Source organism: Arthrobacter sp. MYb224 (assembly GCF_002975455.1).
Classification (GTDB): domain Bacteria; phylum Actinomycetota; class Actinomycetes; order Actinomycetales; family Micrococcaceae; genus Glutamicibacter.
This window is the reverse complement of record NZ_PCPU01000003.1, coordinates 174,526-189,105: the sequence shown is the minus strand read 5'-3', so window position 1 is coordinate 189,105 and position 14,580 is coordinate 174,526. Positions and strand designations below refer to the sequence as shown.

Here is a 14,580-nt window from a genome sequence, read left to right as displayed (position 1 = left end):
ACTCATGATGAGCTCGGAGGATCCTTCATGGATGGTTTAAGGGTCGTTACAGTCGCCGACGCGAGTATCCTGGTTCTTGAGAGCGTTACAGACGAAATCAAACAAACGCTGAGATCACGACTCATGGACTACTGCTACGGTCGAGTCCAAGCCGGCGAAGACCCGGACTACTACTCGTTCGACCTCACTGTCGACGAATTCTTCAAGTTGTACGACTCGAAAGCCGACGAAGCGCAGCTTGGCCTCGCCGGTGAACTGATCGTCCATCTCCTGCTGCCTTATGGCCATGATCGACTCGTGAGCGCCTGTGTCTACCTCAATAAGGAAGAACGCAACGTCAAGAAAGGTTTCGATCTGACGTTCCGCGATCATCATGACGGTGGTCTCTGGTACGGCGAAGTGAAATCCGGTCGGGTCAATAATTCCCAGACTGCCGATAGCAAAGTCCGAGAACTGATAAACACTGCCGAGAACGGCCTCCATAAGATGTTTACGTCCGACGTTCGCAAGAAACGCTGGGACGCCGCGATTTTTGATGCTGATGCTGCCTTACAGACAAGTGACGCTTCCAGTGTGAAGAAGCTTTTGCGCACCGACTTCATGACAATAAATAAGGGCTCCACCGTGAAGGTTAAGGCACTGCTGTGCGCAGTGGTCATGCACCCCTTCAGCCTCAATGAAATCAACGCTGACACAGGTGAACAACTTATTGAGAGCGTCACTGGGCGCGGACGCTTCGATGAACTGCGCCTTCTGCTCATCCAGCAGTCTGATCTTGAAGACCTAGTTTCGGTACTTCGTGAATCACTTAAGGAGGCCGTCTGATGGCCGTGGATCTGACTGTCCGGAAGTTGAGACACCCGCAGAATCTGGAGGGTTCGCGCTTCTTCGAACTCTACGAGAAACTTGTTCTCGCGCAGGCACTAACTGGCGAGGAATACCAAGAGCTTCTATCGTTCGCCGTCGTCTTCATGCACCTAGGCGATGCAACAGTAGAAAAGCTTGGCTACCGTATTGTGCTGCAATACTCGATCGACACCTCAGACTTCGAGCCGTTGATTGATATCGCGGACACCCGCGAGATCATGCCGGTCATAGCGGCGATTCGAGCCGCTCATCCGGACGCGTTCTACGAAGATTCTCTGCAGACAGTACTGAGTGCCGCCCATGGCATGAACTTCGTAGGGCATGGCCAAGTGACTTGGACGCGAGAGCAACTCGCATTGCAGTCTTTCAATAGCTCACATCAACGTGCCGCGATCATCGCGCCCACTTCATACGGCAAGTCCGAGATGCTAATAGGCCGAGCACTCACTTCCCTACCCGGAGCGGTGTGTATTATCGTGCCTTCGAAAGCACTTATCGCTCAGACAAAAGCCGAACTTATGCGGGTGATGAATCAACGCGGCATGTCAACGCGGGTGATTACCCATCCAGAGGCATACAGCAGTGAGGCTTCGTTCGTTGCCGTGCTAACTCAGGAACGACTTCATCGCCTGTTCGTGGATAACCCGGAGCTCCGCATTGATCATCTGCTCGTGGATGAGGCCCAAAATATTCTCACGGACGATGCGCGATCACTCGAGCTATCACAGGTGATTCTTATCACTCATCAGCGCAATAAAGACTTGCACATCGCCTATTACACCCCGTTCCTTGAGAATCCCGAAAGTCTCCGCCACGTCAACGGCAAGGACGACGATGTGCAGGCTCGGACCGTCAACGAACAAGTCAAAGTTGAGCAGTTCCATGCAGCTGAAGTTGGCGGACCCATTCGTGCCTTCGATCAGTTCCTTGGCCGGACATTTGAGACGGCCGAAACTCTCCCAGACGATGACGCTGCGGCTGTTGTGAGCCTCGCGGGCGAGCGCACCATCGTATACCTCAATAAACCTCGCGATGCACAGGATATGGCTGTGCGCCTGTCGGCGGAGGTTGGCAATGCCGAGCTATCTCCCCTCGCCGAGAGGGCGATCACGGCGATAGCCGATCTAATCGATGCGGATTATGTACTCATCGATGTGATCCGAAGTGGTGTTCTATTTCATCATGGCCAGATACCGGACGTGCTGCGTCAGTACGTTGAGAATCTTTTTCGTGAAGATCATACAGCGCAGCGCCGTTACCTCGTCACTACCTCAACGCTCCTGGAGGGGGTTAACACCCCTGCGGACACGATGGTATTAATGACGCCAGGCAAGGGTCGCGGCTACCTCGCACGATCCTCATTCCGCAACCTAGTCGGGCGCGTCGCGCGATTTAGTCAAATATTCTCGAGTCAGCGCCCACGTCTATCCCTCCTTCTTCCGAAGGTCTATGTCATCAAGAGTTCTTATGCACCCGCGAGCTGGAACCCAGTCAACTGGTTGAGTGACGTGGCCGATCCCGCTAAGCCCGCTTCTGATCCTGTGGAGAATCCACTACTCGAGGCGGGACCGGCAGAACAGCCGCGCATTGAAGCGCTTGAGCGTTTGGAGAATATTGAGCGTGGTGCCTCAGGACTTGACGAGGTGCGACTTGCGCTTACGGAAGTGGGTAGACTTTGTTTTCTGCATGGCGTACACGATTTCGATGTGTTCCGCTATGAGCGGCTGATGCAAGATAGGGTCGACGAACACGAGGGAATCTTAGCGACCAACTCCGACGAGTTGATCGCACTCATAAGAGACGTATTCCTACACGGCGTTGAACTAAATCAAGGTACCGACGATCTCGTTCGCCTTCATGATGTTTCGGCGGCCCGGAACTTCTACAGTATGTTCCTGTCCTGGCGAGCAGAGGGGGCTCCACTGAAGCTCATGATTGGCAGGTATCTATACTACTGGAGACGGCAGGACGGGGAATTGATCTTCGTGGGTTCGAAGTGGGGCGACGTGAAAAGCTCGCCTGTCGAACATGCCCCCGCTTATGTACGTCGATCCACGAAGAACCGATCCGCACTAGTGAATCTGGCAATTGTCAGAATCAAAGCTGAGATGGACTTCCTCGACTACACGCTAACGAAGTATTTGGAGATATTATTCGCACTAAAGCTGGTTGAGGAAGACTTCTATCTAAAGATCAAGTACGGCACAAGCGATAGGTTCGTCATCTGCTTATTGCGTAACGGGATGTCCTTTGAACTCGCTCGCCTAGTATCCGAGTCATTTAGGCTTTATGTCAGTGTTGACCAGGACGCGAATACCATCGAGATCGCACCCGACTTGATCGCGGCTATGGAAGGGGTAGGTGTCAATGACATCCTTATGTTTGAGGTTCGAAGCCTGATCGGAACGCAGAGGTAGTCCATTGATCGGACAGGGATACTAGTGTAGCCAATCGTTATTTTAATCTGGTTCGGGTAACCATGGAATGGGATCCATGGCCAACTACGCAAAATCCTTTCACTGCGTGACGGGGCCGGTAAATCCATGAATCAATGACCTGCGGAAAAACCTTAATCGCGTCGGTCACCTCGCGGGCGCGCACGGTGTTGCTGGCAATCGATTGCCTGCCAGATGTCCAGATCGGGGAGATCACCAGCTTCAGCGATCCCACTGTCCGGCGCTACGAGTTGCTCGGCGCCGAAGGACTGGACGATGTCCAACGACCCGGAATGTCGCCGGAAGTTGACGAGCTTGCCCTGGCCACCGTCACCCTGCCAGCGATGGGAAGCCGCCGACGGAGCGGGGAAAACCCCACTAGTCGGCCCGGATCTGGCGCCGTGGGAAGGTCCAGCCCCATCGTATCGAGACGTCAAGTTCTCCTGAACGCTTCGCTGCCAAGTTTTGGGCCAGAACCGGTCTGCACTGCGCAAGAAAAAACCACCGATGAACTTTGACGAAGCGCAGGCTCGAGCAGACCTGCGGGCCGATGCGTCCAAGCATCCGACGTGGGACTGGCGCAAGGCCCGTTGGCACCTGCTAAGCACCGATCGATGGAGAAGCACCTTCTTCAACAACAAGCGCGTTCGACGTCAGAGGTGAGAGGAAGCCCTGGTCTGCAAGCCTAGACGTCGAAAGAAGCGCCGCACCGGTCCTGGGACCGGGGACCAGAAGCGTTTGACCGCCGAGTATCCGACGCACCTGCTCAGCTTCGGTTTTCATTCGGATGTGACTTCTTGCGGCCGGCATATCTGGTTCTTTACTGTCATCGATGAGTACACGAGGGCTACGCTGGCGATCATTGACCGCCGGTCTTTCAAGGCTCAGGACCTGGAAGCGGCCTCAGAAGGGCATCTTTGCTGAAACCGGGATCCATCCGGCGTTCGTGCGGTGCGACCAGGAACCTGAATTCACGGCCGGCGCGCTGGTGGATTGGTGCAACACGGTCGGGGTGCGCACTGCGTTTATCGATTTGGGTTCGCCCTGGCAGAACGGTTTTATTGAGTCGTTTAACGCCCAATTCAGGCTTGAACAGCTCTCCGGAGAAATTATGGATACTTTGGTGGAGGCGAAGTATTTGGCTGATGAAGGGAAAGACATTTGCAATCAAGAACGGGCCCATGGTTCCTTGGATGGGTTGACGCCGTCCCGGTTTGGGATGAATGGGTTGGAGAGAATCGGTTAGTTATCGCATTGTCGCGGGACTGCTCAACGGGACCTAACCAGTGGGACTATGCGACAGGCGCATTAGTGCGCACTGCTCATCTTTGCGAACCGTCTTCACGGCAGGTACCTTCGAAATTGTTAGACACGAGGGGTGCATGTGCAACCGAATGCGATATCACTTAGTCTTTCAGCGCTAATCTTTCCGCAATGATTGCACTTCACCTGATGAGGATCATCCGCGAGTGAAGGCTCGGTCAGGGGACCTAGATAGGTGTACCCGTGATCTTCGCTGATCGATTTAGCATCGAGGAATGGAACTGGGGTGATCTCTGCCCAGCTTCCTTGTTCGAGGCGGTTTCTATCTGCCCACTGACGCCAATAGCAGGCGCGGCAAGTCGGTTCGTTTTCTCCGTTCTTTTCCAGTGTGTAATTGAAGCGGTAGTGGGCTTGTACATGGCAATCCAAGCATTCAGTTAGTTGCCAATCATTGGGATGAGTAAATTCTTCGAGTGCCCGTAGTCCGCCTTGAAATTGGATAGCGACAATGTGTTCAGCGCACCATGTGGGGTTGGTCCGCGTTTTGAAAGCCGCCGTGGCGTCGCATGTAGTAATCGAGCATTTCTGTTCGGTAGGAATGGGTGTCCGTCTTAACGGTTTTGGCGGCTTTGGGACTACAGGCTGATCGCTCTTTGATCTTAAGGAGTCTGAAGTTCTGAGATCCGTTACCGTAGTAATTAGGGAAGTTGTGGATGAACATGTTTCTTGTTGGGATGCAAGGATAATCTCTACGCCATCGAGCTGCGTCCCTCCGAGGCAGCGGAGGAAGTCGTCCTCGGTCATGACCTCGATTTGCTGTCCCTTGTCTTGAAGTTCAAACGCTTTGCGTGTTTTACCGGTGAGATTTGAACCAGGACGTAAAACTGAAGGATCAATATCACCCACAACCAAAACGTTGGTTCGCTTGGTCGTGTTCTCTTCAGGAATGGCACCAACCCGAGCGCATTCTTGACGCGCCGTATCGCGCGTCATCGACTGTAGCGTTCCGGTAAAGACGACGACACGCCCGAAGAGGTACCCCGCCGGGTCTGCATCTGCATTTACTGAAACAGGCGTGAATCCACGCGATGAAGAACCTTGCGCCACACTGCCTGAATATTTTCCCAGGCTCATGGTTCCGAGACAGACACCTATTTTTTGCGCTAAGTCCTGCAAATCCGTGGCGTTTTCTCGTTGTGCTAATTTGTTGACGATCTTCACCACCGCTGATGCATCGGCGTGGGCGTCGTGGTGGTTCTCTAATGAGAAACCTAAAGAAACCGCGACATAGGGCAGTCGGTAGGAGGGAAGTGCCAGTGCTTTGCGTGCCGCTACCAGTGTGCAAAGGAAATCGAACGCTGGCCATTGAATGCCGTCAGCTGCACAAGCGTAGCGGATCACTCCGGTATCGAAAGCTGCGTTATGGGCCACCAGCGTGTCTGTCCCAACGAAGCCCACGATATGAGGCAATACTTCTTTCCACCGCGGAGCTTCGGCGACCATTTCGGGGGTGATCCCATGAATCTTGATGTTCCAAGGATCGAACCAGTCCGCCGCTTCTGGAGGACGAATAAGCCAGTGGCATTGCTCGGTGATTTCTCCATCGCGTACGCGGATGAGCCCAACCGCACATGGAGATCCGCGGAAGGAATTAGCGGTTTCGAAGTCAATCGCAGTAAAGTCCAACACTATTATCACTAGCCCCCGGTTGACGTTGACGCGTTCTTGGCGTGCTTTTTGATTGTTTATGAGTATTGCAGAACTAAGCGACCATATGGCGCAAGAACCCGGGTAGCGCCAGCGTTAAGGACTAACAAATCATCGAATAACAATGGTCGATCGAGGCTGATGGCTGCTCAGATTCTCAAGAAAAAGAAACCATCGCCGGCTAAGTCGCCGAAAGGTGCCAAACGAAAGAGATAGCCAGACGCCGATGTTTCCAGCGAGCGTCAAAGTTAGAGACAAAGTAGCTTACGATCGAGGAAGAGCGATAGATTCAACCTCAGAACCAACTCTGGCTCGACTAGGGACGTTAACTTTTTGGGGGAGCTTGCTTTGAATCTACGTGGACATCTTGACGCCGAAGCTTTTGCCAAGCTCTCAGCGCTGGCCAGCAAGCAGGCACCTCGCGAGAAGGCGCTTGACGTCAAGAGGTTCGCTCCACAAGCTATCGAGCCATCAGCTGATGAAAAGCGGCGGCTGGCCAAGGCGAAGGCAAGAATTGAGCGCCATGAGCGCGGGAAGCAATCGCGTGCAGCGCGATCTGCCGCCCCGAAAACACCGAAACCAGCTCCTGCCAGGGTAAAGGCTAATCGCAGCCGAAAATTGGCGCCAGCGACCGTCGAGATCCGTAAGGTCAACGGGTTGCCATTACCCGCAAGTGCACTACCTGCGACTCGGCACCTGGCGCTGGTAGTGAGCCCAATGCCGAAGCAAGTTACTCACAATGCGGCGCCGCAGGATGCGGGGCTGCAGGCTGTGAAGAACCAGGCAATGAAAACGGTTCACAAGAAGTATCGGAAGCCGGATGACAAAGTTCGACTGGCGGTGGCTGAATCACAGCTTGAGATCTCAGAAAGCGAGCTCCTCGCACTCTGCGATGAGCTCAGCATCGAGCCGCAGTCTAAAGACGGCATGGAGTACTTGACCGGTGCTGACTTCGAGAAACTGCGGTACCAAATCCCGGTGAAGGGGCTTGAGCCAAAACTCACCACATCTTCGACCTTCGAAGCGCGGCTCCGCCAGACCTATGGCGCTAATCAATGGGCGGCTGAGGGAACCCCGCTGGAACGATATGAAGTGAAGGAAGCTCAGCGCAGCAAGGAGCATCATCCTGCTAAAGCAAAGACCGACGCGGATCGGGTGCCATACGTCAAAATTGTTTCAGGCGGTCTGCCGACCCTCGGCAGAGGTCATAAATAAGCTTCGGGGCTGCGCTTGACACTACTTATTTTGACGCGGCAACTTGTTCACGGCTGGTGCTTGATCCAGAAACCAATTAAAAACGTGACCTCTAGATACATCAGTAACAGTTCTGTATCAACACCTCGGCAAGAATTCATATATCGAGACATCGGTGACAGTTAGCCTCATGTTTCGCAGAACGCGAACCAGTCCAATTTCAAGACACCTTGGAACTCCTCGAAGTTCGATTCTATGAGCAATGCTGCACGCTGATGGTTCAGCGCGCAGCAAGCGGTGATGGCTACGGCATCGGCAGTGGCTCATCGAGCGGTTGCGCCTTCGCACTCATGTCGATTCCTAGGTCCTTGGCGAATACCGTACGAGTTCCGGTGTAGACCCCGTCTTTGTTCTCATCCAGCTCGAAGACGCGGGCACCACGAAGCTCGTGGTTCTCAGTTCCGCCCAGGCCGTAGGTACCGAAGCCGGTGCCTGGGGCGTAGCCCAGCTCGATGCCGTAGTAGTCGCCCTTGAAGGTATTGATGTGGTCGTGGCCGCAGTACACGCCACGAACGTCGCCGCGCTCCTGCAAGGCAGAGAACATGCCGGAGTTGAAAGCGCCCACGTAGATTCCTTCGTTCTTGACTCCTTCGATGGAGTGCTTGGCCACGGCTTTCTCATGGTCGGCATCATTCGAAGTGAACTGGGAGCCATACCACATGTGGTGGTGTTCCCATAGTGGGATATGGAAGAACATCAAGGACTGGACATTGCCATAGCGTGCTTCGGTGGCCTTGGAGGCTTCGCGGTACCAGGCGATCTGCTCTGGGCGGATCCAGTCGTAGGACATGAGCCCTTCGAAGTCCTGTCCGCCAATGGTCTTAGGCGCGTAGCGGTTCGAGTCAAGCAGCCAGATGCCGAAGGCGGGTTTGGCGTTCTTGGAAGAGGCGATCAGTAGCTGGGTGTTCGATTCGCCCTGGATCTTGTCATTCTTGGAGTTGGCGTTGAACTTGTAGCTGCGGATGAAGTCTACGATTTTGGCATCCGTCATATTGGTGCCGTTGGGCATCGAGTCCTCGTCATGGTTGCCAAAGGTCAGTGCCCAAGGGATGCCCCTGGATTCCATTGGCTGCACAACGTTGTTGATAGCCTGCTTGACCTCGGTGGCAGTTTTCGGCGATCCATTGATGACATCGCCGTTGATGAGCGCGAAGCCCGGCTTTTCGGCATCCAGCACCTTGTCCATCAGCTCCAGAGTGCGGCGATCGGTGCGCGGGCCATCCTGGGTGTCGTTGAACTGAACAATCTTGAACTTGCCGTCTGCGGCGAACTTAAGCTTCGGGGTTGCCGCTGGAGATTTCTTGGCCGGGGCTGCGGTCGCCGCTGTGCTGCTAGCAGCAAGCAGTCCGGTAATTGCTGCAGCGGTGCTGCCGATCAATACTCCGCGACGTGGGACAGATGAAGAATTGCTCACCGAAGTTCCTTTCAGATGCACTAGGTGGCCCGACCTTCATTTGGTGGGCCGATAACCACTAGATCGTAATGATGGCTGGTGACCGGACGATGAAATTTAGGAGTCGCCCGCCGGCATTGCATATAAATAAAATCACCGAACATGCATAGACAGGATGCCGCCTGCACGAAGGTGGATCAGATTACCTAATTTTGCTCCTAAACATCAAACGTCTAATGTTTAAACGTGATCGCCAACTCATCTGAACAGTCCGTCCTGCCCGATGCCCCGCAAGCTAGGAAGTCCCCCTGGGTGGTCGGTGCCCTTGCCGTCGCCGCGGTAATCCTCGTCGGGTTGAATTTGCGAATGGGTATTTCCTCCGCCTCGCCGCTCTTTCACGAACTGCAGGCAACGCTGGGCTATGGCACCTTTATCGCCTCGCTGCTGCCCACAATTCCAGTGCTGTGCTTCGCGGTGGCTGGTGCCGCGACCAGCTTGGTGATTCGCCGTACCGGCCTTGAACTGGGCATTGCCCTTTCCTTGCTGCTGCTCACGGCTGGCTTGGCCCTGCGAGTTGTCGACTCTACTTGGGCGCTACTGGCAGGCACAGTGGTGGGCATGAGCGGACTGGCTATTTGCAATGTGGCCATGCCTTCCTTCATCCGCGAACATCACGGGCACCGTTCGGCCTCGATGACCGCCGCGTATACGACAACCATGTCAATCGGCGCGACCTTCGCCTCCGCGGTCAGCATCCCTCTGGCGATGCAAGTCGGATCGCCCACTACCGCCTTGGCATTTTGGGTAATGCCGGCCAGCTTGGCACTGCTGGCATTTGTGCCCTTGTCTTTCTCGGGAAACCGCACGAAGCCCGCTGCGGGCGCGCATGTCTCACCTTGGCCGCTGCTGGCCACGGGCAAGGGTTTGTTGTTCACCACGGTCTTCGGAATCCAGTCGCTGCTGGTCTACACGGTGGTCAGCTGGTTGCCGCACATTCTCATCTCCCGCGGGCTGGAGCCGGCGGCCGCCGGGTTGATGCTCGGAATCGTGCAGGGAGTGAGCATCCCTGCAGTCTTGATTATGCTGTGGATGGCTTCAAAGCCGGGTTGGCTGCGCAGCGCTTTCTTGCTGACCACGAGCTGCTCGGTACTCGGCTTTCTGGCCCTGCTGGTTCTGCCCGTTGAATTGTCCTTGATCAGCTCGATCCTCATCGGACTGGGATTCGGCGTTTTCCCGCTGGTGATGCTTATGCTCAGCCGCAGTGGCGGAAGCGCGGAAGAAACCACGGCCCTGTCGACGGTGGCCCAGTCGGTAGGCTACTTGATTGCGGCCCTTGGCCCGTTTGCACTTGGTCTGATGCAAGGCGCCTTGGGATCCTGGACCTTGGGACTGGCAATCGTGCTGGTCTTCGCGGTGGTTCAGCTGGTGTTCTGCTTCAAGCTCGGAGGCCTGCGCACCGAGGCCGATTCCCGGCAGTTGGTTGAAGTTGACGGTTCAGCCGAAGTGGAGAAATCATGAGTAACATGCCAATGCGCCCGCCGCTGGCCGATGAGGTCGTTGCCCGGTTGAGCGATGCAGTAACGCAAGGACGCTGGGCGGTGGGGGATCGCATTCCGGCGGAACCGGAGCTGATCGCCGAACTGGGTGTTTCGCGCGGTACGCTGCGCGAAGCAATTAAAGCCCTGGCGCGCACGGGCATGTTCGAGGTGCGCAGGGGAGACGGCACCTATGTGCGGGCCACCAGTGAAATCAGCGGAACCGCGCAACGCGTCTACCGGGAACACTCCGATCAGGATGTGCTGCAGGTGCGTTTTGCTTTGGATACCCAGGCCGCACGGCTCGCTGCGAAATCCTCTGATGCGCAGGTGATCCAGCGCTTGCGTACCCTGCTGCGTCAGCGAAGCGATGCCTGGCAGGAACAGGACTACCTAGCATGGTCGCAGGCTGACTGGCAGTTCCACCTTGAAATGGCGCGTGCATCCGGAGTTCCGCTGCTGCATGAGATTTACGAGAGCTTCGGCGCTGTCTTCTACGGTACCAAGATGGCCCAACGACTAGCTGACGGTTTCGACGGTTGCCTTCGCGAGGGGCACGAGTCCCTGGTGGATGCCATCGAAGCCGCCGACGACGAAGCGGCAGCTCGGACAGTCGTTGCGAACCTCGATTACTGCATGAGCTGGATGCCGTAGTTTTTTTACCGCGCGGCCCCGAAGCTGCACTTTGCCACTTGCCTGAATGGATTTTTTCAGGACCGTACACTTCGGCCATGAGCCGTCGGGCTTTCGTGAGAAGGAAATTCAATGGGGAATGAGTGAGGTTTTCCGTCCTTACAGGCAGAGCAACCGTGGGCGTGTCAGACAACGGGGCGCTCTCAAATTGGTTTTTGCGATCAGTCGGTGCAGTGGTGTCTTGTGATCGATTAAATTGGCGATCAATAGATGCCGAGACAGAAACTCCGGATTTGAGCCTGATGCCTATGCCGCTCCCTGCTTGTTCTTGAGCCGAACCTGTCGGCGCATATTGGTAGGCTCGACTTGTACGAAATGAAGGGATGGATCATGGCATTGACAACTTCACTGGCCGGCCGTGTTCGCAACACCAGCTTGCCTAAGAGCCACGCACTTCTGCCCTTGCTTGAGGCGATCGTGAACAGTATCCAGGCGATCGATGCGCAGAACGGAAACTCGGACTATCGCGGCCGAATTAGTGTGAGCGTGCATCGCAATGCGCAGCCTGAGTTCGACCTGGGACAAGGGGGACTGGGGCGCTCTCTGCTGGAACCGATCGTCGGCTTCTCCGTGGAAGACGACGGTGTTGGATTCACTTCGCAGAATATGAAATCTTTCGAGACGTTGGACAGCGATTACAAAGCTAGCCTTGGTTGTCGGGGCGTCGGTAGGCTGCTCTGGCTCAAGGCCTTCGACAAGATATCAGTTCAAAGTACTTACACGGACGAGGAAGGTCGGCTCACAGGGCGCAACTTTAATTTCTCTGTCGAGGGAGAGGTCGAGCATGAAGTCGACTCGGCGAGTCGCACACAAACGGGGACCGCTGTAAGCCTCCGCGGATTTAAGCGGTCATTTCAGCAGCACGCTCCAAAGGGCATAGAAGCCATCGCTCGAGAGGTGCTCGAGCATTGCATCTGGTACTTCCTTAGGCCGGGCGGGGCTCCCATCGTGACGATCTCGGACGAAGACGAATCGATCTTATTGTCTGACTTGATGGACGAGTTCGTAGCCTCGGAAATGTCGACGACGACGATCGAGGTCAAAGGCCATAAATTCGACATGCTGAGCCTGCGTCTTAGGACGTCAACACGGAACTCAGTGCCACGCCTGCATTGGTGCGCGGCGAGTCGCGTCGTCGTCGAGGAGAACCTGAGCGGAAAGTTGCCTGGACTCCACGGCAAGCTCAACGGTCAAGAATCTGGTGAGTTCGTTTACGCCTGCTACCTGACATCTGCGTTTCTTGACAATCATGTCCGTTCGGATCGGACGGCATTCGATATCAGCGACCATATCGCCGGCGAACTACTCGTGGATGAGCCTTCCTTGGACGACATCCGTGATCACGTTCTTCAAGAAGTCGCGAGGATCCTGGAGCATCCGCTCAAAGACTCTCGTGAGCAAAGTAAACAACGAATCCACGACTTTGTGAGCAACCGTGCGCCGCGATATCGACCCGTTCTTGCAAAGATTGAGGCTCGTGGAATAACTGTTGAACCGTCGGTCAAGGACTCGGATCTTGAAGTTCAATTACACCGTCACCTTCAGAAGATCGAAGCTGAAGCACTAACGCAAGGACAACAGATTTTTGCGGAAACCGGTTCGGAACCATCTGAAGACTACTCGCTTCGACTTAAAGAGTATCTGGACACTGTTAGTGAGATGAATCAGTCCGACATGGCCGCCTACGTGGCACGGCGTCGTACGGTGCTGGATCTTCTTTCGCGACTGATCCGGGCAGACAAAGAAGGAAAATACAGTCGAGAAGATGCTATTCATTCATTGATTGTTCCGATGCGCACGGAATCTAACGAGGTCAGCTCCGAAGGTTCCAATTTGTGGATTATCGATGAAAGGCTGGCGTTCCACGACTACCTCGCGTCAGATAAAACTTTGAAGAGCATGCCAATCACAAACTCCGATTCGGCCAAAGAACCTGATATTGTCGCTACGCGTCTGACTGGCTCACCCGTGCTCGCAGCGGAAGGACTCAAGCTCCCTTTGCCGTCGATCGTGGTGGTCGAGATTAAACGGCCGATGCGCAAGGACGCGACAGAAGAAAAGAACCCTATCCAGCAGTGCCTCGACTACGTAAAGCGAATTCGCGCTGGTGGGGTGCTCACTGCAACAGGCCGTCTAATTCCTCCGACGCACGAGCCTCCGGCCTTCTGCTACATCATCGCGGACCTCACCGACAAAATGATCGAGCGTTGTGAAGTATCGAATTTGCGACCGACGCACGACGGACTCGGATACTTTGGGTTCAACGACGCAGCCAAGGCATATATCGAGGTCATAAGCTTTGACGGATTGGTCAACGGGGCAACTGAGCGGAACAGGGCCTTTTTCGACAAGCTTGGATTGCCCACCTAGCCATGTAGTGGTGCAACGAAATTATGAGGAGCTATTAATGACGTTGACGCTCGAACCGATCTTGCTGAGTGCCGGCATCAACCCAGCTGAGGTCCAGGTGATACGGCATGCGCACGTCAGAGAGCACGAAGGCTCCGGTTTGCTGGGTATCCACGCTGACTCATCGGACGAGGAAATCTTGAGATATACAAGCCAACAGTCGGCGAAGACACGAGTCTTTCCAGTGGATCCGCCGTCAATCTGGATTGTATTCGTTCGTGAAGGCGGCGATCGGGCACGCTTTTGGTCCATAGTGGAGAATCGCGGGGAGATCGCCAATGATGGGGTACTTCGGAAGTTTGATTTGGTTGTTTCGGCACGGATGGCAGACCTAAAAAATCGCCTCGTGATCGGGTGGAGATCGCCGCGAGCTTGGCGGCTAAATGGCCTCACTGCGGCGACATACCCAGTCAAAGAGATAGCAGATGCGCGACCGGTTGCTTTCCCAGGCTTCGACCAGCTTGTGCTGGACCACTCGCAACTCCAAGCGGTGATGCGGGAGCACCGCTACGCTTCGTGGCGCACAGCGCTCTCATCAGTGATGGGCGTCTACCTTATTACCGACACAAGTGATGGCCGCCAATACATTGGCAAGGCTGACGGTGCAGAAAACATCTGTCAGCGTTGGAAAGCGTATGCGACCAACGGGCACGGCGGAAACGTCGAGTTGCGCGGCCTCGAACCGACAAATTTTCGTTTCTCGCTGCTACGTGTGTTTGACCCCACGACGCCGTTGCGGGAGATCGACACAGCGGAGAGCCATTTCAAGCTCGCCCTAGGTACGCGCAAACATGGGCTCAACCGCAACTGATGGAATACTAGAAGACCAAATGTCATCTGACGTTGGACGAATGATGGATCAATTACCTGCAGAGATCGGGATGGCTGGATGCGAGTTGGTGACTACGTTACTCGGCATCGTCATCGTTCAGCTATTCAATTACCGGGGTAAACCCCTGTAGATGGAATAAAACCCCAACTAGAGCAAACGACGGTTGTATATCGCGAACTGTGTAGTTCGATT

The 14,580-nt window shown here is 55.0% G+C and carries 10 protein-coding genes and 1 pseudogene; 9 read left to right on the top strand and 2 right to left on the bottom strand.

The genetic code is table 11. The annotated features are described in order from the left end of the window. The first annotated feature begins 27 nt into the window (after positions 1 to 27). From CQ017_RS06870 to CQ017_RS06860, 4 genes and pseudogenes are all read left to right on the top strand, one after another. On the top strand, positions 28 to 825 hold the full coding sequence (locus tag CQ017_RS06870) for a hypothetical protein (RefSeq protein WP_105553102.1): 798 nt from the start codon (positions 28 to 30) through the stop codon (positions 823 to 825). Then, on the top strand, positions 825 to 3,284 hold the full coding sequence (locus CQ017_RS06865) for a DEAD/DEAH box helicase (RefSeq protein ID WP_105553101.1): 2,460 nt from the start codon (positions 825 to 827) through the stop codon (positions 3,282 to 3,284). Before CQ017_RS06870 ends, CQ017_RS06865 begins: the two co-directional genes overlap by 1 nt. Positions 3,285 to 3,418: 134 nt before the next feature. Beyond that, positions 3,419 to 3,820 (top strand): hypothetical protein, encoded by a 402-nt coding sequence (locus CQ017_RS17865; protein WP_146112447.1) that lies wholly within the window; start codon positions 3,419 to 3,421, stop codon positions 3,818 to 3,820. Further along, positions 3,759 to 4,556, top strand: a pseudogene (locus CQ017_RS06860) (integrase core domain-containing protein); the annotation flags it as partial. The gene CQ017_RS17865 and the pseudogene CQ017_RS06860, both read left to right, overlap by 62 nt. A gap of 111 nt (positions 4,557 to 4,667) precedes the next feature. Here the strand turns inward: CQ017_RS06860 and CQ017_RS06855 are convergent. Then, positions 4,668 to 6,254: an exonuclease domain-containing protein gene (locus CQ017_RS06855; protein ID WP_258133533.1), complete on the bottom strand. Its 1,587-nt coding sequence runs from the start codon at positions 6,252 to 6,254 to the stop codon at positions 4,668 to 4,670. Between the two features lie 366 nt (positions 6,255 to 6,620). Between CQ017_RS06855 and CQ017_RS17860 the strand changes: the two genes are divergently transcribed. Then, complete coding sequence (locus CQ017_RS17860) at positions 6,621 to 7,487, top strand: hypothetical protein (protein WP_146112446.1); 867 nt, start codon at positions 6,621 to 6,623, stop codon at positions 7,485 to 7,487. A gap of 283 nt (positions 7,488 to 7,770) precedes the next feature. On the opposite strand, the gene CQ017_RS06845 is transcribed toward CQ017_RS17860, so the two are convergent. After that, positions 7,771 to 8,940, bottom strand: coding sequence for a metallophosphoesterase family protein (locus CQ017_RS06845; RefSeq protein ID WP_105553347.1), 1,170 nt, complete (start codon positions 8,938 to 8,940; stop codon positions 7,771 to 7,773). 225 nt (positions 8,941 to 9,165) lie between these two features. Here CQ017_RS06845 and CQ017_RS06840 point away from each other — a divergent pair, with 225 nt between their 5' ends. The 4 genes from CQ017_RS06840 to CQ017_RS06825 all read left to right on the top strand — a co-directional run bounded on the left by CQ017_RS06840 (position 9,166) and on the right by CQ017_RS06825 (position 14,367). Further along, complete coding sequence (locus CQ017_RS06840; RefSeq protein ID WP_105553099.1) at positions 9,166 to 10,437, top strand: CynX/NimT family MFS transporter; 1,272 nt, start codon at positions 9,166 to 9,168, stop codon at positions 10,435 to 10,437. Continuing rightward, entirely contained in the window at positions 10,434 to 11,108 is a 675-nt protein-coding gene (locus tag CQ017_RS06835) for a FadR/GntR family transcriptional regulator (RefSeq protein WP_105553098.1), read from the top strand. The genes CQ017_RS06840 and CQ017_RS06835 overlap by 4 nt, the downstream gene beginning before the upstream one ends. 369 nt (positions 11,109 to 11,477) lie before the next feature. Continuing rightward, complete coding sequence (locus tag CQ017_RS06830) at positions 11,478 to 13,517, top strand: ATP-binding protein (protein ID WP_105553097.1); 2,040 nt, start codon at positions 11,478 to 11,480, stop codon at positions 13,515 to 13,517. 37 nt (positions 13,518 to 13,554) lie between these two features. Next, positions 13,555 to 14,367, top strand: a complete 813-nt coding sequence (locus tag CQ017_RS06825) for a GIY-YIG nuclease family protein (protein WP_105553096.1) — start codon at positions 13,555 to 13,557, stop codon at positions 14,365 to 14,367. The last annotated feature ends 213 nt before the right edge of the window (positions 14,368 to 14,580 follow it).